This is a genomic window from Pseudomonas sp. Ost2, from assembly GCF_018326065.1.
Taxonomy (GTDB): domain Bacteria; phylum Pseudomonadota; class Gammaproteobacteria; order Pseudomonadales; family Pseudomonadaceae; genus Aquipseudomonas; species Aquipseudomonas gingeri.
On record NZ_AP021904.1, the window covers coordinates 3175183 to 3196659 of the forward strand.

At 63.5% G+C, this 21477-nt stretch carries 22 protein-coding genes; 12 read left to right on the forward strand and 10 right to left on the reverse strand.

Annotated elements, in window-relative coordinates:
• Positions 1-2: 2 nt before the first annotated feature.
• The 4 genes from KI243_RS14060 to KI243_RS14075 form a co-directional block, all read right to left on the reverse strand.
• Positions 3-1010: a nucleoside hydrolase gene (locus KI243_RS14060; RefSeq protein ID WP_212811019.1), complete on the reverse strand. Its 1008-nt coding sequence runs from the start codon at positions 1008-1010 to the stop codon at positions 3-5.
• 15 nt (positions 1011-1025) lie between these two features.
• A complete protein-coding gene (locus tag KI243_RS14065; RefSeq protein WP_177082116.1) occupies positions 1026-2054 on the reverse strand; it encodes a LacI family DNA-binding transcriptional regulator in 1029 nt (342 codons plus the stop codon).
• Between the two features lie 255 nt (positions 2055-2309).
• On the reverse strand, positions 2310-3641 hold the full coding sequence (locus tag KI243_RS14070; protein ID WP_017127546.1) for an OprD family outer membrane porin: 1332 nt from the start codon (positions 3639-3641) through the stop codon (positions 2310-2312).
• A 214-nt stretch (positions 3642-3855) separates the two neighbouring features.
• Positions 3856-5250 (reverse strand): MFS transporter, encoded by a 1395-nt coding sequence (locus tag KI243_RS14075; protein WP_177130871.1) that lies wholly within the window; start codon positions 5248-5250, stop codon positions 3856-3858.
• Between the two features lie 526 nt (positions 5251-5776).
• Between KI243_RS14075 and KI243_RS14080 the strand changes: the two genes are divergently transcribed.
• The 4 genes from KI243_RS14080 to KI243_RS14095 all read left to right on the forward strand — a co-directional run bounded on the left by KI243_RS14080 (position 5777) and on the right by KI243_RS14095 (position 7873).
• The gene (locus KI243_RS14080; RefSeq protein WP_212811020.1) at positions 5777-6208 is read left to right on the forward strand and encodes a hypothetical protein; all 432 of its coding nucleotides are present in this window, start codon (positions 5777-5779) and stop codon (positions 6206-6208) included.
• Positions 6205-6759, forward strand: coding sequence for a DUF4123 domain-containing protein (locus KI243_RS14085; protein WP_212811021.1), 555 nt, complete (start codon positions 6205-6207; stop codon positions 6757-6759). The genes KI243_RS14080 and KI243_RS14085 overlap by 4 nt, the downstream gene beginning before the upstream one ends.
• 307 nt (positions 6760-7066) lie before the next feature.
• Positions 7067-7258: a hypothetical protein gene (locus KI243_RS14090; RefSeq protein WP_212811022.1), complete on the forward strand. Its 192-nt coding sequence runs from the start codon at positions 7067-7069 to the stop codon at positions 7256-7258.
• 63 nt (positions 7259-7321) lie between these two features.
• Complete coding sequence (locus KI243_RS14095; protein WP_052328584.1) at positions 7322-7873, forward strand: STY4526/YPO1902 family pathogenicity island replication protein; 552 nt, start codon at positions 7322-7324, stop codon at positions 7871-7873.
• Positions 7874-7926: 53 nt separating this feature from the next.
• Here KI243_RS14095 and KI243_RS14100 read toward each other — a convergent pair whose 3' ends face one another.
• The 4 genes from KI243_RS14100 to KI243_RS14115 all read right to left on the reverse strand — a co-directional run bounded on the left by KI243_RS14100 (position 7927) and on the right by KI243_RS14115 (position 11319).
• Positions 7927-9327, reverse strand: a complete 1401-nt coding sequence (locus KI243_RS14100; protein WP_178991722.1) for an integrating conjugative element protein — start codon at positions 9325-9327, stop codon at positions 7927-7929.
• Between the two features lie 25 nt (positions 9328-9352).
• Positions 9353-10300 (reverse strand): TIGR03756 family integrating conjugative element protein, encoded by a 948-nt coding sequence (locus KI243_RS14105; RefSeq protein WP_212811023.1) that lies wholly within the window; start codon positions 10298-10300, stop codon positions 9353-9355.
• Positions 10297-10701, reverse strand: coding sequence for a TIGR03757 family integrating conjugative element protein (locus KI243_RS14110; RefSeq protein WP_103033049.1), 405 nt, complete (start codon positions 10699-10701; stop codon positions 10297-10299). The genes KI243_RS14105 and KI243_RS14110 overlap by 4 nt, the downstream gene beginning before the upstream one ends.
• 147 nt (positions 10702-10848) lie before the next feature.
• Positions 10849-11319, reverse strand: a complete 471-nt coding sequence (locus tag KI243_RS14115) for an Lrp/AsnC family transcriptional regulator (protein WP_017127536.1) — start codon at positions 11317-11319, stop codon at positions 10849-10851.
• A 120-nt stretch (positions 11320-11439) separates the two neighbouring features.
• On the opposite strand from KI243_RS14115, the gene mdeB reads away from it, so the two are divergent.
• On the forward strand, positions 11440-14136 hold the full coding sequence (gene mdeB / locus KI243_RS14120; protein ID WP_212811024.1) for an alpha-ketoglutarate dehydrogenase: 2697 nt from the start codon (positions 11440-11442) through the stop codon (positions 14134-14136).
• Between the two features lie 79 nt (positions 14137-14215).
• On the opposite strand, the gene KI243_RS14125 is transcribed toward mdeB, so the two are convergent.
• The gene (locus tag KI243_RS14125; RefSeq protein ID WP_017127534.1) at positions 14216-14965 is read right to left on the reverse strand and encodes a creatininase family protein; all 750 of its coding nucleotides are present in this window, start codon (positions 14963-14965) and stop codon (positions 14216-14218) included.
• Positions 14966-15271: 306 nt separating this feature from the next.
• Positions 15272-16162, reverse strand: a complete 891-nt coding sequence (locus KI243_RS14130; RefSeq protein WP_212811025.1) for a LysR substrate-binding domain-containing protein — start codon at positions 16160-16162, stop codon at positions 15272-15274.
• A 180-nt stretch (positions 16163-16342) separates the two neighbouring features.
• Here KI243_RS14130 and KI243_RS14135 point away from each other — a divergent pair, with 180 nt between their 5' ends.
• From KI243_RS14135 to KI243_RS32875, 7 genes are read left to right on the forward strand one after another with little or no spacing between them, the layout of a single operon-like run.
• Positions 16343-17053, forward strand: a complete 711-nt coding sequence (locus tag KI243_RS14135) for an ABC transporter permease subunit (protein WP_212811026.1) — start codon at positions 16343-16345, stop codon at positions 17051-17053.
• Positions 17050-17742 carry an ABC transporter permease gene (locus KI243_RS14140; RefSeq protein WP_212811027.1) on the forward strand — a complete coding sequence of 231 codons (693 nt, stop codon included), beginning with the start codon at positions 17050-17052 and terminating at the stop codon, positions 17740-17742. Before KI243_RS14135 ends, KI243_RS14140 begins: the two co-directional genes overlap by 4 nt.
• Positions 17743-17785: 43 nt before the next feature.
• A complete protein-coding gene (locus KI243_RS14145) occupies positions 17786-18634 on the forward strand; it encodes a transporter substrate-binding domain-containing protein (protein WP_177130885.1) in 849 nt (282 codons plus the stop codon).
• Positions 18635-18676: 42 nt separating this feature from the next.
• Entirely contained in the window at positions 18677-19801 is a 1125-nt protein-coding gene (locus KI243_RS14150; RefSeq protein ID WP_212811028.1) for an FAD-dependent oxidoreductase, read from the forward strand.
• Positions 19791-20105, forward strand: a complete 315-nt coding sequence (locus tag KI243_RS14155) for a (2Fe-2S)-binding protein (RefSeq protein WP_212811029.1) — start codon at positions 19791-19793, stop codon at positions 20103-20105. The genes KI243_RS14150 and KI243_RS14155 overlap by 11 nt, the downstream gene beginning before the upstream one ends.
• Positions 20098-20814 (forward strand): FAD-dependent oxidoreductase, encoded by a 717-nt coding sequence (locus KI243_RS32870; protein ID WP_244861859.1) that lies wholly within the window; start codon positions 20098-20100, stop codon positions 20812-20814. Before KI243_RS14155 ends, KI243_RS32870 begins: the two co-directional genes overlap by 8 nt.
• Positions 20811-21473 carry an NAD(P)/FAD-dependent oxidoreductase gene (locus KI243_RS32875; RefSeq protein WP_244861860.1) on the forward strand — a complete coding sequence of 221 codons (663 nt, stop codon included), beginning with the start codon at positions 20811-20813 and terminating at the stop codon, positions 21471-21473. The genes KI243_RS32870 and KI243_RS32875 overlap by 4 nt, the downstream gene beginning before the upstream one ends.
• The last annotated feature ends 4 nt before the right edge of the window (positions 21474-21477 follow it).

Sequence of the window (21477 nt, forward strand, 5' to 3'; positions counted from 1 at the left end):
GCTCACGCCGGAGCTGCCGCAGTCGGGCCGGGCCTGATCGACAGATACCTTTCGATGATCTCCAGCAACAATGAGTTGTCCACGGTCTGCAGGATGTTCACCAGGCCACTGGTGGATGGCGCGATGGCCACATCCAGTCGCAGCGGTTGCTTGTAGCGCCAGCTCTTGCCGCGCGTGCGACCGGCACGCAACTCCACTTCCGTGTAGTACGGCGTCGAGGTGGCGACATCGGGATCAAGCAGCCAGGCGATGACCAGGGCGTCATGTATCCAGCAGCCGGTCAGGCTGCGGGTGGCGATCGAATAATCGATCCAGGGCCGGAAGGTCTCGCAGACAAAATCCGCCAGGGGCGTGTCGAGGCGTTCGATACGGTCCAGGTCGTCGTGGGTCATCAGGGTCTGCGTGGTGACATCCAGGGGCACCAGGGTGATCGGTGCGCCGCAATTCAGGACCCGCTGCGCGGCCTCGGGATCGAAGCCGAAGTTGGTGTCCTTGATGTAGTCATCCAGGGCAAACACGCCGCCCATGATCACGATTTCCCGGACCGCCGTGACCATCTGCGGATAACGTTCGACGGCCAGCGCCACGTTGGTCAGCGGCCCGATCGCCACCAGGGTGATTTCCCCGGGGTTGGCGCAGATCAGCTGGCCGATGGCGTCAGCTGCTTCCTGCTCCGGTGGGTCGAACGCGAGGGGCAGGCGTACGTCCTGCCACAGATGGGCCAACTGACGCTTGTGCACGGTATTGTCCAGCGCATCGCGCCAGGGCGCGCCGGGCTCCTGCAAGGCTTGGGTGCTGCCGCGGACCACCGGCAAGGAGCGACCGACCCTGGTCATCAGGTCCCGGGCGACGTTGTAGCCCACGGCGCTGGGCGTATTGCCCGCGACAGTGGTTACCAGTTCAAGGGAGATTTGCGGAGCGGCCAGTGCCAGCGCCAATGCCAGACCATCGTCGACATTCGCACCTGCGATCCCGTTCCCCGGATCGCAATCAATGATTAAACGTTTCATTCCACCTTCTTTTTTTCAGGCTTGCGGTGTTTTCACGACATGGCATCCACAGGACTCACCAATCACCAGGCGATGGGAAAACTCTTGCAGTTTCACCTCGCCATCCCAGGCCAGCAGCATTGCAATGGCGGCCTTGGCCATTTCCCTGACGGGTTGGCAGACGGTGGTCAGTGACGGGGCGTAGAACGCCGATTCTTCGGTGCCGTTGAAGCAGACCAGCGCTACCTGCCCGGGGACTTTCAGGCCGTGCTCCGACAGGGCGCGGATGCAGCCTATGGCCTGGGCCTCGTTGGAGCAGAACAAGGCACGGGGAGGACGACCTTCGGCCAGCATGCGCCGGGTCGCGTCATAGCCGCCCTGGCGTGTGTAGCTCGCGGGGAATATCCATTCGGGACGCTCCTCGATCCCGTTCTCGGTCAATGCGTCACGCCAGCCGTTCAGACGATCCTGGGCGTTGAGCATGTCCAGCGGCCCGGCGATGATGCCGACCTCGCGGTATCCATGGCCCAGCAGGTGCGCGGTGACCTGGCGGGCCGCTGCGCGCTCGTCGACCCGCAGCATATTGACGGCGAGCCTGGGGTCGACCCGGTCGAGCATGACGAACGGCGTGCCGCTGGCCTGGATCAGGTCGATATGCGGATGACGGTCGACGCTGGTGTAGAACAGGCCATCGACACGCTGGCTCAGCAGGCTGTTGATCAGGTTCAACTCGCGCTTGCGGCAGTCGCCCGAGTCACCCAGCAGGATGACCAGGCCGTTGTCCAGGGCCTCCTGTTGCAGGGCATGGGCAAAGGAGGCGATGAAGGTATTGGAGATGTTGGGAACGACCAGTCCATAGGTCCTGGTCTTGCCGGAGGCCAGTGCCTGGGCCACACCATTGGGTCGGTAACCGGTGCTTTTGATGGCGTCCAGCACGCGCTGCCGGGTAGCCTTGGCGACCGGCCGGGGGCCGTTGTTGATCACGTAGCTGACCACCGCCACCGAGGTTCCGGCCTCGCGGGCGACATCGTCCCGGGTCACGCGGCTTGCATTCTGTTTCGTCAAGATTACCTTCCATTTCTTGTGAGCGGACAGACATCCGAAGGCTTCTGGGCAGCGGGTCTACTCGCGTAGATTCCCGCGCCGAAAAAAAACGGAAAAGGGGGCTGGGGTGGATGAAGGGAAGTGGCACTTCATGAGCAGACCATTACCGATGTATGACATAGGACATTATCACTGCTGTTTTATTTCAGTTTGATGACCCCTGGAGGGTTCCCTTGAGCCGCCTGCAGCCCCTTTTCCCGGCCTTGTGTCGACTGATCAGAAGAAGGTGTAGGTGTAACTGAAGATCAGCCGGGCCTGATCGACCGCGGCGACGTTCGGAATGCCGCTGCGGAAGCTGCCTTCGCGCAGCGAGGTGCCGAAACCTTTGAGGAAACCGCTCTGCACCACGTAGTCGATGCGCATGTCACGTTCCCATTCCGAGTAGCGGGAACCGTCGTTGCCACGGATGTGGTCGCCATGAAGATAGAGGGCCGATGCCGAGAGGCCGGGTACGCCAAGTGCCGCGAAGTCATAGGAGTACTGGGCAAAGTTGGTGTTTTCTCCCGCGCGGATGAAAGAGTTATCCATCACGTCGGTAATCAGATAGACACTGGCGCCGCCGTTGCCTTCGTTGTTGCCGGCACCACCGAGCACGCTGCCCTGGTTCAGATAGACCACGCCGCCCGAGTCGGACACCTGCTGGCGCCCCAGCATGAACGCGCTGCCGCCCAGGTAGTAGGTAAAAGCGGCACTCCAGGTGCTGTTGTCGACTTTCCCCGGTTCGCTGGCATAACCGCCGTTGTTATTGAAGAGATAGCCGGTCGTGCCATTCTTGCCTTGGGAAGTACTGTTGAAGTAGCGCAGGTCGGTCTTGAATCTGGAGTTGTCACTGATTCGGGTCGTATTCAAGAGACCGAAGAAGTCCTGTTTGTAATAATCGCTCAGATCGGCGTGGTAGTACTGCAGGGTGGTATCCGGCGTCACTTTCCAGTCCGCGCCGGCATAAGTGAAATGGTTGCTGGCGCGGGTGCCGCCGGCGATCGCCAGTCCCGTGGCATTGGAGGACGCGCGTCCCGTCGAGCGACTCAGTTGCCCGGCGTTGATGGTCAGGTTGTCGATGTCTTTCGATGTCACCGTCACCCCTTCGAAGGTTTGCGGCAGCAGCCGGCCATCGTTGGCCACCAGAATCGGCAGGTTGGGCGACAGTGCGCCGCCGGCGTGGAACTCGGTCTTCGACACCCGCACCTTGGCATTGCCCGCCAGCCGGCTCCAGCTGTCGACCGGGCTGCCGTCGGAATCCACGGGGGCGAATGAGTTCTGCGTATTGGCGTTCGGGTGCTGGATACCCCCGGAGAGGTTGTAGGCCTGCATGGCCTGGACATCGAGGCCGAAGCCGACCGTTCCCTGGGTGAAACCCGAGAGATAGTCCAGTTTGAAACCCTGTGTCACTTCGTCCTGGTCGACACCCGGGGCGTTGGGATTGTCACTGCGCAGGTAGTAAGTGCGCGAGCTGACCGCGGCGGTACTGTCTTCGATAAAGCCTGCGGCCGTTGCCTGTTGGGCCAGGATGCTACTGGTTACCGCCAGTGCGAGAGTGGCTCTTTTCATTACGTTGCTCCTATGAGTTTGCCGATGGACAGGCGTGGTTTTGCCCGGCCAGTCAATAACGGCCGTGCGGGTTTGCGCCTTCTATGAGGCGTTGGAAGTTCTCGGTGATGCAGCGGGTTGTTTCAGTGCCGTGCTGTTGATGCGCAGTGTCATTGCCCGGGTTCATGCAACCGGGGCGGCGCAGTCGGATGAACGGGGGCCAACTGTTGGCCGGTCAGATGGCATCTTCCAGTGCGTTGAGATCGCGGCCCCGGGTTTCCGGCGCGACAAAGGTCGTCAGCAAGCCAATCCCCGCCATCGCGACAAAGTACGTCGCAATCGGCCACCAGTGACCGGTCCAGGACAGCAGCGCGGCGGCGATCAGTGGCGCGGTGCCGCCTGAGAGAATCGAACCCAGTTCCTTGGCCATGGCCAGCTTGGTGTAGCGGTTTTTCACGCCGAACATTTCAACCCCCCAGGCCGCCTGCACGCCGAAGATCCCCAGGGACGCCAGGCCCATGCCGAGCACGATGGTGGCGGTGACGATGGTCGGGTCGCGGGAGTCGAGCAACATGAAGGCGGGGAAGGCATAGAGCATCAGCAGCAGGCAGAACCAGCGGTAGATGATGCGTCGACCAAAGCGATCGGAAAGCCAGCCGGCCAGCGGGATGATCAGGAAACCCAGGATCGAGGCGATCAACACGGCCTGGGTCGCGACCGATTTGTTCACCGCGAGCACCTTCACCACATAGCCGACGATAAACCCCTGGGCCAGATAGGACGGGCCGTTCTCGCCGATACGCAGACCGATCATGGTGAAAAAGGAGCGGCTGCCTTTCCAGAACCCGGCAGGCTGTTCAAGGCTGGCGAGGGAGGCGATGCTGTTGTCACGCTGGGCCTGCAACTCGGCCTTCCTGAGTTCGAACACCGGCGTTTCCCGCAGATTGCGGCGGATCCACAGGGCGGCCAGGGCAATCAGTGAGCTGCACAGGAAGGGAATGCGCCATCCCCATTCCTGCAATTGCTGTTGATCCATTTGCACCACGGCCAGCCAGACCATCGAAGCCAGCAGGGTGCCGCTGTTCGAGCCCAGGGCAATCACCGACGAGACCAGGCCCCGGCGTCTGGCCGGGGCGAATTCGCCCAGCATCACCGTACCCGCAGCCAGTTCGGCCCCGGCACCAAAACCCTGGGTGAAGCGCAGCACCACCAGGCAGATGGGGGCCCAGATACCGATCGATGCATAACCGGGGATCAGGCCGATCAGGGTGGTGGAAGCGCCCATCAGCACCACGGTGGCGATCATCACCACCTTGCGCCCCTTGCGATCGCCCAGCCAGCCGAAGAACAGCGCCCCGATCGGCCGTGCGACAAAGCCCACGGACCAGGTCGCGAACGTGGAAAGCAGGGCCATGGCCGGGCTGACATTGGGGAAAAACACGTCGCCGAAGATAAGTCCGGCGGCCAGGCCATAGAGGGCGAAGTCCGCATACTCCATGGCCGTGCCCAGCCAGCAGGCGAGGGTGGCGCGATACAACTCCCGGCGTCCCTGCGGGGTCATCAAACTTTCATCCGCTGCACCACGCGCCCCGAAGGCGGTGGATCGAGCGGCACTTTCAACTGTGGACATCAAAAAACTCCTGATCTGAGGATGGCCCGCACAGGCCTGTCGAAAGGCTCTGTCCTGGTGTCGATAACCGCGCTGTTGCCGTGTTTTCACGGTTATCTACGCGCGTAGATTCCTATCCTTGAAAATCGGCCTCGGGATACACCTCGAAGGCCGATACGGGTAATCAATTGACCTGAACGCGGGGCGATCTTAGGCAGGGTTGTATTGCAGTCGAATGACAGGTTGCCCGATGGGCCGACGCGGCGCGTGCAGGGCTATCGGCGCGCCAGCGCAAATGGATTGAGCTGCTATGGTAGTCAGGGCCTGGCGTGTGCGTTGACGGCCCCTGCAAGGCGGCAGCCGATGTCCGCGCATTGTTTCTTCCCTGGGGGACCCTCGGCCGATGCAGTTATGTTTTTTCAGCGGGTTGGACCGGATCGAAATCCGCGATCGAACCGAGACGGGCACTGCTCGATCCGGGTCAAGGAATGGGGCCGACGGCGGTGACGCGCCGGCGACGAAAATAGACCTGCGCGAGACATGGCAGGTGGAAAGTTTTGTCCGGCGCTATTTCCAGGGCCCTGGCGAGATCCATCGCGTGCGCACCTTGCTCTCGGGCCAGTTGCCCGTGACCCACTTCCTGGCCGACGAAGAAGTCCTGCGGCAGCTATCGCGCAGGCTGCAGTCCGGCACCTTGTGTGCGTATCTGCTTGCCCGGCAACCGACGGCGCCGGTCCGGCAGCCGGGATCCGCCGTCGGGGCTGCCGCCAGGCCACCGGCACCGCGCCCGACAGGACCTGCCCCCGTCCCCAGGACCCAGATCGAACTGGCGACGGTGGTGTCGGTATCGCGGGAGAGTGTCGACGCCGCACAGGATGTCGAGGCGGCGATGCTGGAGGAGGCGGCCAGAAGTGCGACGCCGTTCTGTGAGGAATGCGAGCGCGCGCGGTTGCAACGCCTGGAGCAGGGGCAGGGATGAACGCCGGCGAACTCGAGCAACTGACCGCACTGTTATGGCTCGATTCTCAGGTGGGTGCCGATCGTCAGGTGTACTGGCTGCTCGATGGCGCGCGCGATCCGGGAATATCCAGAGCGGTGCGCTACGGCTCGCTGAGATTCTGGTGCCTGTACTCCGGGCAGTTGACTCCGCGCCTGCGGGCCGCTGCGCCTTACCTTGTGCAACTGACACGTGGGTCGCCGGCCACCCTGGAACTGCTGGAAAGGGGCTGGGGCAATGCCTGGGGAATCTTCATCGTAGCCCCGGCCTCGCTGGCGATGTCGCGGGTCCGCCTGCACTTCAAGAAGTTTCTGCGGGTACGGACGGAAGACGGCAGGCGCCTGCTGTTTCGCTTCTACGATCCGCGGGTGCTGTCGATCTTCCTGCCCACCTGTACCGACGCTGAATTCACGCAGTTCCTCGGGCCCATGACGAGCCTGTTCGTCGAGTCGGAGCAGGGCACGGCCTATCGACTGTTCGACCGGGCGGATCAGACCCTGCGCATCACTTCAGGACGGTTATCCGGCCCGTAGAGGAACGCTTGCGAACAGAAAGCAACGCCGGCCCGGTGCGATCCTTTTGCCGGATCGACGAAGGTGAAAGCACGCCTCACAAGCGATGCCTGCCTTTTCCCTCCAATCAAGCGCTTTGTCTGACAGAAAGTTCCATGTCGGAAAACTACATAATTAGGACATCACAAACCTGGGCGGTTGTGGAGACGGATGTGGCTGTGAACCTGTGGAATGATTTCGCAGGCCAGCCGAGGAAAGTTCACTTCGGCCGCTCAGCCATCAGCGTCTATCGCGCCTGATGCGATAGCGATCACAGGGAGAACAACAAATGGATTTGAGTCCTGATACCACTGGCGAAGACGTCTGCACCGTCCAACTCAAGCTCAGCACGGAGCAGTCGAGGAACCGGCGCTTTGTCTATGAGCTGGCCTGTCGCATGGAGGGCTGGGCGGGTGTCGAGATACTGAGTGTCGAGAGTGGGGACTATTGCCGGGATGCCGCCGAGCCGAAGGATTGCTGAAACTGACAATGACCGGCCCGAGAACGGGGCCGTTATCTGACACATGGAGTAGTGGAGGTTTATGTGCACGCCTTGAATCTGGCAGTCGCCTTTCAGATCATGAACAACATCAAGAACGGCCAGTTGCGCAATTGCCTGGCCATGGGCCTTGAAGAGAAAGACCTGCAGACCCTGATCGATCCCCATTGCATGGGGGCCCTGGTGAACTCGCCGGTGCCCTGGTTCAAGGTGGTGGTGAATGGTCCGGTCGTCCACCGGCTGCTGAGCCACGTCAAGGACAGCGAGGAGGAGGATCTGATCAGCCGCGCGATCACCCTGGGTGCCAGTTCTCCGATGATCCTCGAGCTTTTCGGCCTGTCGGCCAAGGAAGTCGCCATCCGCCGCACGATGTTGGGCATCCCCCATCGCAAGGGCCGCTGGCCCCAGGTCGGTGCCGAGGAGGAGCTCTGTCTCTGGGAACACTGGGTGCGCCTGACCAAGGAACAGGCGACGGACCCGGGGGATCCGCGAGCGGTGCTGCTCGTCGCCATGGGGATGACCGAATGTGAGCCGGAGTTGAACCTGACCATGGTCTGGAGCCTTGTCCAGAGCTGGATCGAACAAGGGCTGGTGTGACGGCCGGTTGATGGAAGCGCCCCGCGGCAAGATGGCGGCGAGGGCGCGCCTGATCAGGGGCGTGGACTGCCGTGGCCGCTGCCGTTGAGGTTTTTTTCCATCGATTCGAGGCGGTTGGTGTCCGGGTCGCCTTCGTAGATGGTGCGCGAGTTGTCCTTGCGTTCCTGATGACGGGCAATGATGGCGGCGGGGGAGTTGCTGGTGAGCGAACGCCGCAGTTCAAGCTCGGTCCGCAGGTTGGTGATTTCCTGCTGCAAGGCGTCGCGTTCGCCGTCGATGGTCTGCGTGGCGATCTCGTTGGCGGCGACATTGGGTTCCTTGTTGCCGGCCAGCAGGGCGCGTTGCAGCAGCAGGGCCTTTTCCAGCACGCTGGTGACGGCGATTTCCGAAGCCAGGCGTTGCGCCAGCAGTTCCTGATCGGGTTCGTCGCGCAAGGCAGTGATAATGCCGCGAGTGATGGGCATCGAATGGCTGCCGGCCTCGGCCAGATTCTCCAGGCTGGTCGGCTTGCTGCCGGCAATCAGCGCTTGCAGCGCCTGCAGCTTGCTCTCGTACTCTTCCTGGATCAGCGGGGTGAGGCCGACCCCGGCGGTGGCCGTGCTCGGGGTGCAGCCTTCGCAGGTCTGCTGCTGGACTTCCCCGAGAACGCGGTTGGCAAACGCCGCCGCCTCATCCGGGGACTGCCAGGTATCGCACAGCAGGCCGCTGTTGCAGGCGGCGGGCGCGATGCTCGCGGTATCCGTGGCGCTGCGGCCATTGAGCAGATTGTAGCCGGCCCGGGTCACCTCCCCGATCACCTGGATCGGTGGCTGCTGCTTGCCGCCGGCCTTGTCGCCACCCACCCAGGGAACGCCGGTGTTGCCCTTGTCCGATTCGGCCTGGGCGGTCACGGCCACGGCGTCCTGGTTCTGGACAATGGCCTCCTTGAGCGCCTGGCCTTCGGCGAGGGCGCCCCAGCTGCTCTGGTTGCCGGCGACGTTGACCATGCGTTCGGCGATGGCACGGCAACTGGCCTTGGACCGGTCGAAGTCCAGCCGGGCCTGCAGGATGCCGTTGGTGAGCAGGTTGTACAGGCCCGGGTCCGCTCGCTGGATGATCAGTGCCGGCAGCGAGGCGACGGCACCGGTGGCGTTCTGGATGAGGCTGCCCATGATGCTCTGGAAACCGTCGGTGATGCCGTTGAGCTGGTTATGCAGAGTCGTGGACAGGTCCATGTTTCCACACATGAGATTGTTGTTCCAGCCCACGCCGACGCCGATGCTTTGCATGCTGCCGGCACGTCCCATGTTCACCGCATTGCCGCCGCCGATGCGGTACAACACGTCGTCACCGATGACACTGCCGGCACCGCCGAAACCGGGCGGGGCGGCGAGGAGGGGCAGGCTGGCCAGGGCGACGATCAGGACCGGCCAGGGGCTGGGGCAAGGGCGTGGAAAAAGGGATATGCGAGTCATGGCAGTGCTCCGTGATGAAAGACAATCAGTGAGGGCCGGTGCTGCCGAGAAAGGTCTGTCCTTCTCGCTTGCAGCAGGTGTAGGGGCGCCACAGCGACCAGGCGTAGCCGCCATCGATGGCCTGGAGGTGGGGCCCCGGTTCGGGGAAGACCGAACAGGCGGTACTGGCGGTGGGCGTCAACGCCTGCCATTTGCCGGTCTGCGCATCGGACTCGCGCAGCTCCCCGGCAGGCCAGTAGCCCGGACTGGCCGGCGCCAGAAGTGGCCGATAGACATGCGCCTGTCCGGCGCGGGTCACGATGTCGCCCGCGCGCTGGGCCGTCACGGCGGAAGCCTTGTAGTCGTCGGGCTGGTGCACAAAGCCGCTGCGCGGGTAGACACTGCCCCACAGGTTCGACGCGAGCCGGCTGCCGATTTCCCGCAGTCCCGGGATCAGTGACTGCGGGAAGACGCTTTCCGGAATGCCGTGGCGCCAGCCGAGCGTGTCCAGGGTGCTGAGCAGATTGGGCACATAGGGCGTGCCGGCACCTTCGCAGGTGTAGCCCGAGCCGCTGGCAAAGGCATTGAACGCAGCGATTCCGGGATGGCCGATCACGTCGACGTTCTTGAACACCGAGAGATTGTTTTCGTGCGGGGCGCCGCTGGTGCCGCTGCCGCCACCCTGTGCCCCCGGGGTGGCCGCGCTCAGGGCCCGGACTTCGACCCAGGGATTGCGTCCTGTCGAAGAGTAGCTGGAGACCACGGCATCCGGTACGTAATGGCGAACCTTCGAAGAAGTTTTGACCTCGCAGCCGAAGGTGGTGCAACGCAACCAGTAGCACACCCCCACGACCTGGTATTCCAGGCAGCTCGACGACGCGACGCTGGGAACGATGGCCGCAGTGTCCAGGGCCGGGCTCATGGCGCAATAGGACAGCGCCAGCCATGCCGGAAGCCATGACCTGGCAACCCATCGCGGTAAACGATGACTCATGGCTTGCCCCTCCGGAACCGTTCGATCTTCGCCAGTGCCCGCTCCAGATTCGGATCGCCATAGACGACATAGCGGTGATCGACGACAACGGCCGGGATCCGGGTGATCCCCAGGCTCCAGGCGTCCACGATGTCCTGGTGGGCACGACTGATGTCCGCGCTGGATTCGGCGGTCATGTTTTCCTGGAATACCGCCTGTGCCTCTTCAGGGTCGGCGGGAAGGCCCTTGGAAAGCATCACCTCCAGGTGATCGAGGCGATCGAGATGGATCAGGCGGACGTCCGCCGGTACTTCAACGGGATGGGCCGAGTCGGTGATGACCCAGGTGCTGGCGAAGCAGGCTGGAGCAAGAGCCAGCAGGGCGACGGCGCCAACCTGCGGCAGGGAAGGTGAGAGATTCATGGGCAAGATCCGAGTGGCAGAAGCCTGGATCCTCTGCAAAACGGGCCATGGTCACAGCAGGAAAACTGATTTGTGCCCGGGAGTTTCCTGCCGGCACGGGAAGACCCTCGCCCCGTTCCGCAAACGAGGCGGCTGGGGCGAAGCGGCTCAGTGCTCCTTGCTCAACGGCAGGGCTGTCTTGTAGCGCACCTGTTTCAACGACAGGCTGGAGCGGATTTTTTCGACTTCCGGCATCGGCGACAGCCGTTCGATGATGAAATGCTCCAGCGCCTGCATGTCCGCCATGACCACGCGGATCAGATAATCGGCGTCGCCCGTCATCAGGTAGCACTCCATCACTTCGTCGCATTCGCAGATCTGCCGTTCGAAATTCTGCAGCGCCTCGCGTCCCTGCTGTTTCAGGCTGATGGAGATAAACACGTTCAAACGCAGGCCCAGGTGCTCGGGCGCCAGCAGGGCCACGTATTCGCGGATGCAGCCGGAGGCCTCCAGGGCCTTGACGCGAGTCAGGCAGGGCGAGGGCGAGAGATGCACGCGCCTGGCCAATTCCACGTTGGACAGGCTGCTGTCCCTTTGCAGCTCCCGGAGGATCTTCAAGTCGATATTATCGAAGTTCATTCTGCTTCCAGTTTTATTGTTGGCGGACTTTTATGCCGCAAAGCATGCAGTTTTTGCTTCATAACGGTCAAAAAAATTGCCTGGCCCGGCATAGACTAATAAGAAAAAGAGGAGGCGCCAATGAACCGTTTTGACTCTATCGATTCCATTGCACAAGCCACGGCAGACAGCGATGAACTGCAGGAGTGGCGTGACGCCTTGCAGTCGCTGTTGGCCAACAGCGGCCCGCAGAGAACCAGGCAGGTGCTCGACATGCTGGCCGAGATCGCGCGGACCCCGGCAGTCGCCTGGCAGCCGCCCTCCAACAGTCCCTACGTGAACAGCATCGCGGTCGAGCAGCAACCGCGCTTTCCCGGCGACCTCGCCACCGAGGAACGCCTGGCATCGATTACCCGCTGGAATGCCCTGGCCATGGTGGTCCGCGCCAATCGCGCCTATGGCGAACTGGGCGGGCATATCGCCAGTTATGCCAGTGCGGCGGACCTGTTCGAGGTCGGCTTCAACCATTTCTTCCGGGCCCGTGGCGATCGCTTCGACGGCGACCTGGTGTTCTACCAGCCGCACTCGGCACCGGGCATCTATGCCCGCGCCTTTCTCGAAGGGCGCCTGGGCGAACGCGAACTGGAGCACTATCGCCAGGAGATCAGCGCGCGCAAGGCCGGCGTCCAGGGCTTGTCCAGTTACCCGCATCCCTGGCTGATGCCGGACTTCTGGCAGTTCCCCACCGGCTCGATGGGCATCGGTCCCATCAGCTCGATTTTCCAGGCGCGGTTCATGCGCTACCTGCACCATCGCGGCCTGCAGGACACCACCGACCGCCATGTGTGGGGCGTCTTCGGCGATGGCGAAATGGATGAGCCGGAAAGCATGTCGGCCCTGACCCTGGCGGCCCGGGAAGGGCTGGACAACCTGACCTGGGTGGTCAACTGCAACCTGCAGCGCCTGGACGGTCCGGTGCGCGGCAACGGGCGGATCATCGATGAACTGGAGGCGTTGTTCCAGGGAGCTGGCTGGAACGTGATCAAGCTGGTCTGGGGCTCGGACTGGGACGCGCTGCTGGCGCGGGACGATGACGGCCTGCTGGTGCGTACGCTGTCGCAAACCGTCGATGGCCAGTTCCAGACCTTTGCCGCCAAGGACGGTGCCTATAACCGCGAACACTTCTTTGGACAGGACGAAGCCCTGGCCCGGCTGGTTCGAGGCATGAGCGATGAGCAGATCGACCGCCTCAAGCGCGGCGGCCATGACATGCTCAAGATCCATGCCGCCTACCGGGCGGCGAGCCTGCACGAAGGCCGGCCGACGGTGATCCTGGCCCAGACCAAGAAAGGTTTCGGCATGGGGGAGGCCGGGCAGGGCAAGATGACCACGCACCAGCAGAAGAAACTCGATCGGGAAGCGCTGCTGGCCTTTCGCGACCGTTTCCGCCTGCCGCTGTCGGATGAACAGGTGGAAACCCTGAGCTTCTACAAACCGGCTGAAGACAGTGCGGAAATGCGTTATCTGCGCCATCGCCGCGAACTGCTCGGCGGCAGCGTGCCGTCGCGCAACCGCGAAGCCGCGCCGGTGACTGTCCCGACCATCGACGGGTATGCGGGGTTCTCCACCCGGGCCGAGGGCAAGGAGATGTCCACCACCATGGCCTTTGTGCGGATGCTCGGCAACCTGCTCAAGGACAGGCAACTGGGGCCGAGGATCGTTCCCATCGTCGCCGACGAGGCCCGTACCTTCGGCATGGCCAACCTGTTCCGACAGATCGGCATCTACTCCAGCGTCGGGCAGCGCTACGAGCCGGAGGACATCGGTTCGATTCTCAGCTATCGCGAAGCCACCGACGGCCAGATACTCGAAGAAGGGATCAGCGAGGCCAGCGCCATCAGTTCCTGGGTGGCGGCGGCCACCAGCTATTCGGTCCACGGCTTGCGCATGCTGCCGTTCTACATCTACTACTCGATGTTCGGTTTCCAGCGTGTCGGTGACCTGATCTGGGCTGCTGCCGACCAGCGGGCGCGGGGTTTCCTGCTGGGCGCGACCGCGGGGCGCACCACCCTGGGTGGCGAGGGGCTGCAGCACCAGGACGGCTCCAGCCACCTGATCGCCTCCACCATCCCGAATTGTCGCGCCTACGATCCGGCCTTTGCCAGCGAGTTCGCGGTCATCCTCGATCACGGTATGCGCCAGATGATGGAACATGAGGTCGACGAGTTCTACTACGTCACCCTGATGAATGAAAACTACGCGCAACCCTCGCTGCCTGAGGGGGTAGAGTCATCCATCATCCGTGGCATGTACCGTTTGAGCGAGCCGGGGGAACCAACGCCGAAAGGCCAGGTGCGGCTGTTGGGCTCGGGCACGATCCTGCGCGAAGCCCAGGCGGCGGCCGAACTGTTGGCCAGCGACTGGCAGATCGACAGTGAAGTCTGGAGCGTCACCAGTTTCAGCGAACTGGCCCGTGAGGCCCGTGAGGTCGAACGCTGGAACCGTTTGCACCCGCTGGAGCACGCCAGGCAAAGCCATCTGGCCGACTGCCTGCCCAAGGGCGCGCCGGTGATTGCGGTGTCGGACTATGTTCGCGCCTTGCCGCAGCTGATCGGCTCATACGTCGAGTCGCGCTACTGCGTGCTGGGGACCGACGGCTTCGGGCGCAGCGATACCCGGGCGGCGTTGCGCGACTTTTTCGAGGTGGACCGTCATCACATCGTCCTGGCTGCCTTGTCGGCACTGGCCGATGAAGGGCATCTCGATCGCAGCCTGTGTGCCCAGGCTATCGAGCGCTACGCCCTGGCGGTCGACAGCGACAGTGCCTGGACCTGCTGAGCGCCCGGACGGCATGTCCTTCCCGGGGCGGGCTTTGGACGGTCCGCCGCGGGAGTGCGCTCGTGTCTCGGGCGCCGATTCAACCGGGCATCGGTTCCCGGCTGAAGGCATCGAGTTCGCGCACCAGGCTCTGTGCCGCCAGCATCACCAGTTCGCGACCTTTTTCCGGTGTCGCCAGGGCCGGGTCCGAACCCATGCGGCCGTCCGGGTGACGGGCACGGAAGTCGAGGGCTTCGCGGATGGGGCCCGAGGGTGCGATCTGCGGTGAATACTCGGCGGACTTGATGGCTTCCGGATAGGCCCATTGCGTGATCGCAATCTCCGATGGCGTGGCATGGGAGCCATGCCCGGTCGGAAACTGTTGGCGGGCCAGTTCACCGACTCCCTCCAGATCCCACCAGTTGCACAGCTTCAGGGCGAATCCTGCCGGGCGCCGGGCGAAACTGGCTTCGGCGTAAAGCTCCGAGAACGCCGCTTCAATCGAGGCGATATTGCCGCCGTGGCCATTGAGGAAAAGGATTTTCTCGAAGCCATGGCCGGCCAGCGAGCGTGTCCAGTCGCCGATGGCGGCGATAAAGGTCGAAGGCCGCAGGGAAATGGTTCCGGCGAAGCCGAGATGGTGTTGGGCCATACCGATATTGAAGGTCGGTGCGATGAGGATATCGGCGTTTTTCTGCGCCTCATGGGCAATGATCTGCGGGCACATCCAGTCGGTGCCCAGCAGGCCGGTCGGTCCATGCTGCTCGTTGGACCCAATGGGAACCACGATGGTCCGGCTGCGTTGGAGAAATTGTCCGATCTCGGCCCAGGTCGACAGGTGTAAAAGCATGTGGGTTCCTCGTGGGTCTGTGTTTGTTGCCAGTCATGGTGCTCCGGCCTGTCGGTATCAGCAATACCTCGCCCTCGGTGATCGCGCGACTCCGCTGGTATTGGCTGGTATTGACGCCCAGCACATTCGGCATCGGTCGGGCGCTGAAGATGCTGGAGTTCGCCGAAGGGATCGAGGTGCGTCCGGCGTTGCTCAGCAACTCCCTGGCCGCACTCAAGCGCCTGGTGGCATCCGGGGGTGGCTCGTTGTTCAGCGAGCTCGCCGCCTACCGGGAAATCGCCCGGGCAATGTCCTGCGTGAGAGTGATTATCTCAATGCATCCTGCGCGAAATACTCGAGAAACTGCGTCGAGAACACCTCGACCAGTCCCTGGTTATGCGACTCGCTCGAGCGAATCACCAGGAAGCCGGTATCGATTGGCACGCTGAGGGGCCGTATCAGCAGGCCTTGGGCCAGAAAGTCCCGGGCCGTTGGCGGGTCGACGATGCTGATGCCCAGACCCTGGGCCACCAGTGCACAGGCGGTGTAGGTCAGGCTGGCTTCGACCTGGCTGACCCGTGGAACCTCTGACAGCGCCAGTTGCACGCCGGCGGCGAACAACGAGCCGGGCCGCAATCCGATAAAGCGCTGGTGGGCCAGATGCGCGGGCGTCAGAACCGCATGCTCTGCCAGCGGATGGCCGGCGGGCAGGATGACCACGGCCTCCATGGCGACCGCCTGGATATCCAGGCCATGGCGGTTCAACGGCCCTTCGGCGTAACCGATATCGACCTGGCCGGCCGCGACCATCTCCGCCACCTGATGCGACGGGATGCCTTGCAGGCTGACCTGCAGGTCCGGCCGTTGTGCCAGGAAGTGTGCGAGAAAGCGTGGCAGCAAGGTATTGGCCACCGCCGGCATGGCGGCGATGCGCAAGGACCCCGCGGTATTTTCGCGGATGCCGGCGGCGAGGCGGGCGATGCGATCGAGGCCGATAAATGAGCGCTCGACCTCGGGAATCAGGGCGATCGCTTGTGGCGTGGGCAGTAACTGGTTACCGCGTCTCTCGAACAGGGGAAACCCCACCACATCTTCGAAGTCGCGAATCAGTCGGGTGACCGCCGGCTGGGTCACGGCCATCAGATTGGCGGCCCCGGTCATGCTGCCGGTGCGCATCACCGCATGAAACGCTTCGACCTGGCGCAGGTTCAGGCGCATGGATTCTCCATAACATTTGCACATTTCGAATAGTTAATAAGTGATTATGAATTATGAAGGCGCCGTGCGAAATTGGTTTTGAAAATAAATCCTGGGCAGTCAGTCGATGACGGCCCCGGGGCGAGACCGCAACGGTCTTGACCAACACTGATGAGCGCTTGGCGCCTGCGGGGTCCGTTCGTGAATTTCTGGCAAGTAATGGGTTTTGGCGACCAGGGCTGGGCAGCAGACATGCTGCTCGCCACGGCCTCGACCTGCACGATTGCGTTGTGCGGGTTTCTGTTCGGTGGCGTGATCGGCTGCCTGGGCTGCTGGGCGAAACTGTCACGCTACAGGCTGCTGCATATCCTGGCCGATGCCTACACCACGGTGCTGCGCGGCGTGCCGGATCTGTTGGTGATCTATCTGTTCTATTTCGGCAGCAGCATGGTCCTGACCCAGATGGCGCAGTACCTGGGGGTCAGTGGGTTCCTGGGTTTGCCGGCCTTTCTGGTCGGCTTCCTGGCGATTTCGGTGGTCTGCGGTGCCTATCAGATCGAGGTATTGCGCGGGGCCTTCGGTAGCGTGCCGCCCGGCACCATCGAGGCGGGCAGGTCCCTCGGGTTGGGTGGTTTCAAGCTGCTGGTGCTGGTGGTCGCGCCCCAGGCACTGCGTTTCGCGCTGCCCGGACTGGGCAATATCTGGCTGCTGGTGCTCAAGGAGTCGGCACTGATCAGCGTGGTGGGGCTGGTCGAGCTCATGCGCCAGTCGCAGATCGGCGCGGGAGCGACCCATCAGCCCTTCTACTTCTACGCCACCGCGGGCGCCTTGTACTTCCTGATCAGCCTGTCCAGCAGCCACCTGATCGGCCGGCTTGAACGACGCCTGGCATTGCCCATGGGGAGAGCATGATGGACTTCGGTTTTCTTCTCGACTGCCTGCGACGCTTGCTGCAAGGCGTTCCGCTGACGCTCAGGCTGACGCTGTTTTCCTGTCTGATCGGCTTTGTCCTGGCCTGGGTGTTGTGCGCGATGCGCCTGTCGAAGCGGCCTTGGCTGGATTACCCCGCACGGGTCTTCGTCGACGTCTTTCGTGGCACACCGTTGCTGGTGCAGTTGTTCATCATCTACTACGGCCTGGGTCAATTCGCCTGGCTGCGCGAGAGTTTTGCCTGGGTCTGGCTGCGCGAAGCCTATTGGTGCGTGCTGCTGGCCCTCTCGCTGAATACCGCCGCCTATACCAGCGAGATCCTGCGTGGTGGTGTGCTGTCGGTGCCGGGCGGGCAGAAGGAAGCCGCCGTGTCGATGGGCTTCTCTTCGCCACAGATATGGCGATACGTCGTGCTGCCGCTGGCCTGGCGACAAATGCTGCCGGCGTACGGCAATGAAATCATCCTGATGGTGAAGTCCACATCGCTGGCTTCGATCGTCACGCTGATGGAGGTCACGGGCATTGCCGCGCGCCTGGTCTCCGAATCCTACCGGCCGGTGGAGGTGTTCATCTGCGCCGGAGCGTTGTACCTGGCTTTCAATTTCCTGGTCACCCGGGTGGTCATGCTGCTTGAGCTTCGCCTGAGGCGAGGCATGCGGCGCGGTCACTGATTTTGTGAGCTCAACCGTCCTGTCATTTTCGAGGAAGTGCGCCATGTCTCTGAAAGAAGTGTTGTTGGGGTCCCTGTTGTGCAGCGGCTTGTGGGTGTCGGCGAGTTACGCGACTGAAGCCCCAGTTCTGAAGATCGCCACCGAAGGCGCCTATGCACCGTGGAATTTCACCAGGCCGGGCGGCCAACTCGATGGTTTCGAGATCGACCTGGCCCGCGAATTGTGCGACCGCATGAAGGCCCGGTGCGAGGTGGTCGCGCAGGACTGGGACGGCCTGATTCCCTCCCTCAATGCCGGCAAGTTCGACGCCATCATGGCGGGTATGAGCATTACCGAAAAGCGCCAGCAGGTGATCGGCTTCAGTCGGCCGTATGCCGCGCCACTCAACGGTTTCCTGGTCATGGACCAGGGGACCCTGACCGGCTTGCCGGGCGCCGGTCGCAGCGTCGACCTGGATCAGGATGAGGCCGGTGCCAAGGCACTGGTCGAACAGATGAGGCCGTTGCTCAAGGGCAGGGTCCTGGGTGTTCAGGGCTCGACCACCGCTTCGGCCTTTGCCGAGAAATACCTGGCGGACCTGGTCGAGGTCCGCGAGTACAAGACGGTGGATGCCCATAACCTCGATCTGCTCAGTGGCCGCATCGATGCCGTGCTGGCCAATGCCGTGGTGCTCAAACTGGCCACCGAGGCGGCGGATATGCACGGCTCGAAAATGGCCGGGCCGATCTTTGCCGGGGGCGTGTTCGGGCCCGGTATCGGCGTAGGGCTGCGCAAGAACGATGACGCACTCAAGGCCCGGTTCGATCAGGCAATCACTGCGGCGGTGGCCGACGGGACGGTCCGGCGACTCTCGGAGAAGTGGCTCAAGCTTGATGTCACGCCGCTCAAATAAGGTGCCTTGCGTTATGTTCGGATTGTTGTGGAGCGGGATGAAATGAGTGGTGAAACGATCGTCGTCGGCGGGGGCCTGGTAGGCCTCGCCGTCGCCTATGGGCTGGCCCGCGAGGGGCAGTCGGTCAGGTTGCTGGACCAGGGCGATGTGGCGTGGCGGGCGGCCCGGGGCAATTTCGGGTTGGTCTGGGTGCAGGGCAAGGGGTACGGGATGCCGGCGTATGCGCGCTGGACCCTCGGCTCCGCGGCGGCCTGGCCGCGCCTGGCGCAGGACCTGCTCGCCGAGACCGGCATCAATGTGCAGCTGCGTCAGCCCGGCGGTTTTCTGCTGTGCCTGGATGAGGCGGAACTTGCCGAAGAGTCCCGGCGCCTGCATTGGTTGCGTGAGGCACTTGCGGACGACTACCGCTTTGATGTGCTGGCACCGGCGGCGTTACGCCGCCGCCTGCCGGGCGTAGGGCCCGATGTTGTCGGGGCCTGCTACTGCCCGGCGGACGGTCATGTCAATCCGTTGCTGTTACTGCGGGCGCTGACCATGGCGGTCCAGCGTCGCGGCGTGGTGCTGCAGACCGGCTGCGATGTCCGGCGCATCGAGCGCCACGGCGAGGGCTATCGCGTCACCGGGACGGGTGGGCTCTGGTTTGGCGAGCGCGTGGTACTGGCGGCCGGCCTGGGTAACCAGGTACTCGCCGCCCAGGTGGGGCTGAACGTCAAGGTCACACCCAATCGTGGGCAGATTCTGGTGACCGAGCGTCTCGCGCCGTTTCTGCAGCATCCCACCAACTATGTCCGCCAGACCGCGGAGGGCAGCGTGCAACTGGGTGATTCCCATGAGGCTGCCGGACTCGACGACCGTATCAGTGCCGGTGTCGTGGCGTCCGTGGCGCAGCGGGCGGTGCGCTGTTTTCCGCATCTGGCGGGGGTGCAACTGGTGCGTGCCTGGGGTGCCCTGCGGGTGCTGAGCGAGGATGGTTTTCCTATCTACCGGCAGTCCCGCGAATGCCCCGGGGTGTTTGCGGTGACATGCCACAGTGGGGTCACGCTGGCGGCAGCCCATGCCTTTCAACTGGCGCCCTGGATCGCCGGGGCGGCGCCACCGGAGGACCTGGATGCTTTCAGCGATCAACGTTTCCAGCAGATTGCCAGGGAGGCCGGGTATGAGCGCTAAGGCCCTGTTTCGCAGCATCGACCCGGTTGGTCCGCGGGTCACCATCGAATTCGATGGCCGGCGCCTCGAAGTCCCGGCCGACACCACCCTGGCGGCGGCCTTGCTCGACGCCGGGATTCGCCAGAGCCGCCAGACCCCGGTCAGCGGCGCACCGCGCACGGCGTACTGCATGATGGGGGTGTGCTTCGATTGCCTGGTGCTGATCGACGGTATCTCTCGGCAGTCGTGCCAGGTGCGGACTCAACCCGGTCTCAAGGTTCATAGCCATTGTCCCGTGCATATCGAGGGTGATACCGATGCCTGATCAAATTGACGTCCTGGTCCTCGGTGCGGGACCTGCCGGCATGGCCGCCGCCTTGCAATTGCAGGCCTTGGGTATCGAAGTGCGGGTGCTGGATGAGCAGCGCAGTCCCGGTGGGCAGATCTACCGCGAGATCAGTCGCGTGCCTGCGGCGCGGAAAAAACTGTTGGGCGCCGACTATGCGGCGGGCGGTGCAGCCGTCGCCGCGTTCCTCGCCAGCGGGATCGACTACGTGGCGAATGCCTCGGTCTGGCTGATCAGCGCCGAGCGCGAGGTGCACTACCAGGTCGCTGGCCGGGCGCATGTAGTGCGGGCCCGGTGCATCCTGCTGTGTGGCGGGGCCTATGAGCGGCCGATGCCGATTCCCGGCTGGACGCTGCCGGGGGTGATGACCGCCGGGGCAGGGCAGATCCTGCTGAAAAGCTCGGGGCAGGTGCCGAGTGGCCCCGTGGTCCTGGCCGGCAGCGGACCGCTGCTCTATCTGCTGGCCGTCCAGTACCTGCAGGCGGGGGTGCGGGTGACCGCGCTGGTGGATACCTGTACCCGGCGCGACCTGCTTGCCGCGTTGCGCTGGCTGCCCGCGGCGCTCAAGGGCTGGCGCCAGTTGCGCAAGGGCATCGCTCTGATGCACAGCCTGAAACGCGCCGGTATCGCCTGGCATCGCGGTGCGAGCGACCTGCGGGTTGAGGGGGGGAGCAGGCCGAAGCATTGACGTTCAAGGCCGGAGGACGTTCCCATCGTATCGATTGCGAGCTGGTTCTCCTGCATCAGGGCGTGGTGCCCAATACCCAGCCCAGCCTGTCGATGGCGGCTGCGCATCGCTGGGATGACAGCCAGATGTGCTGGGTCGCCGAGCAGGATGAGTGGGGCCAGCTCAGCATTCCCGGATGTTTTATCGCCGGTGACGCGGCGGGAATCGATGGCGCCGAGGCGGCGGCGGTACAGGGCCGTGTGGTTGCCCTGGGCATTGCCTTGTCGTTGCAGCGACTCTCTGCGCAAGCGGCACGACAGCAGGCCCGGCCGTGGCGCCGGCTGCTGGACAGGTACCGCAGTGTGCGGCCGTTCCTGGAACGCCTGTATCGCCCACAACCTTCGCTGTGCCTGCCGGCCGACGAGACCCTTGTCTGCCGTTGTGAAGAAGTGACCGCTGGCGCGATCCGCGAATACGCGGCGCTCGGCTGCCTGGGCCCCAACCAGGCCAAGGCATTCGGTCGTTGTGGCATGGGACCCTGCCAGGGGCGCCAGTGTGGCCTGGCTGTGACCCAGATTCTGGCCGATGCCCGCCGAGTCACGCCGGCGCAGGTCGGCTACTACCGCATTCGTCCACCGCTCAAACCCATCACGCTGGCCGAACTCGCCAGTCAGGATTGACCTT

Bases quoted from the DNA above. Each gene is read 5' to 3' on its own strand.
- KI243_RS14145 (WP_177130885.1), top strand. From the start codon at position 17,786: ATGTCTCTGAAAGAAGTGTTGTTGGGGTCCCTGTTGTGCAGCGGCTTG.
- mdeB (WP_212811024.1), top strand. From the start codon at position 11,440: ATGAACCGTTTTGACTCTATCGATTCCATTGCACAAGCCACGGCAGAC.
- KI243_RS14090 (WP_212811022.1), top strand. From the start codon at position 7,067: ATGGATTTGAGTCCTGATACCACTGGCGAAGACGTCTGCACCGTCCAA.
- KI243_RS14110 (WP_103033049.1), bottom strand. From the start codon at position 10,701: ATGAATCTCTCACCTTCCCTGCCGCAGGTTGGCGCCGTCGCCCTGCTG.
- KI243_RS14060 (WP_212811019.1), bottom strand. From the start codon at position 1,010: ATGAAACGTTTAATCATTGATTGCGATCCGGGGAACGGGATCGCAGGT.
- KI243_RS14070 (WP_017127546.1), bottom strand. From the start codon at position 3,641: ATGAAAAGAGCCACTCTCGCACTGGCGGTAACCAGTAGCATCCTGGCC.
- KI243_RS14155 (WP_212811029.1), top strand. From the start codon at position 19,791: ATGAGCGCTAAGGCCCTGTTTCGCAGCATCGACCCGGTTGGTCCGCGG.
- KI243_RS32870 (WP_244861859.1), top strand. From the start codon at position 20,098: ATGCCTGATCAAATTGACGTCCTGGTCCTCGGTGCGGGACCTGCCGGC.
- KI243_RS14150 (WP_212811028.1), top strand. From the start codon at position 18,677: ATGAGTGGTGAAACGATCGTCGTCGGCGGGGGCCTGGTAGGCCTCGCC.
- KI243_RS14130 (WP_212811025.1), bottom strand. From the start codon at position 16,162: ATGCGCCTGAACCTGCGCCAGGTCGAAGCGTTTCATGCGGTGATGCGC.
- KI243_RS14125 (WP_017127534.1), bottom strand. From the start codon at position 14,965: ATGCTTTTACACCTGTCGACCTGGGCCGAGATCGGACAATTTCTCCAA.
- KI243_RS14100 (WP_178991722.1), bottom strand. From the start codon at position 9,327: ATGACTCGCATATCCCTTTTTCCACGCCCTTGCCCCAGCCCCTGGCCG.
- KI243_RS14085 (WP_212811021.1), top strand. From the start codon at position 6,205: ATGAACGCCGGCGAACTCGAGCAACTGACCGCACTGTTATGGCTCGAT.
- KI243_RS14105 (WP_212811023.1), bottom strand. From the start codon at position 10,300: ATGAGTCATCGTTTACCGCGATGGGTTGCCAGGTCATGGCTTCCGGCA.
- KI243_RS14115 (WP_017127536.1), bottom strand. From the start codon at position 11,319: ATGAACTTCGATAATATCGACTTGAAGATCCTCCGGGAGCTGCAAAGG.
- KI243_RS14140 (WP_212811027.1), top strand. From the start codon at position 17,050: ATGATGGACTTCGGTTTTCTTCTCGACTGCCTGCGACGCTTGCTGCAA.
- KI243_RS14075 (WP_177130871.1), bottom strand. From the start codon at position 5,250: ATGTCCACAGTTGAAAGTGCCGCTCGATCCACCGCCTTCGGGGCGCGT.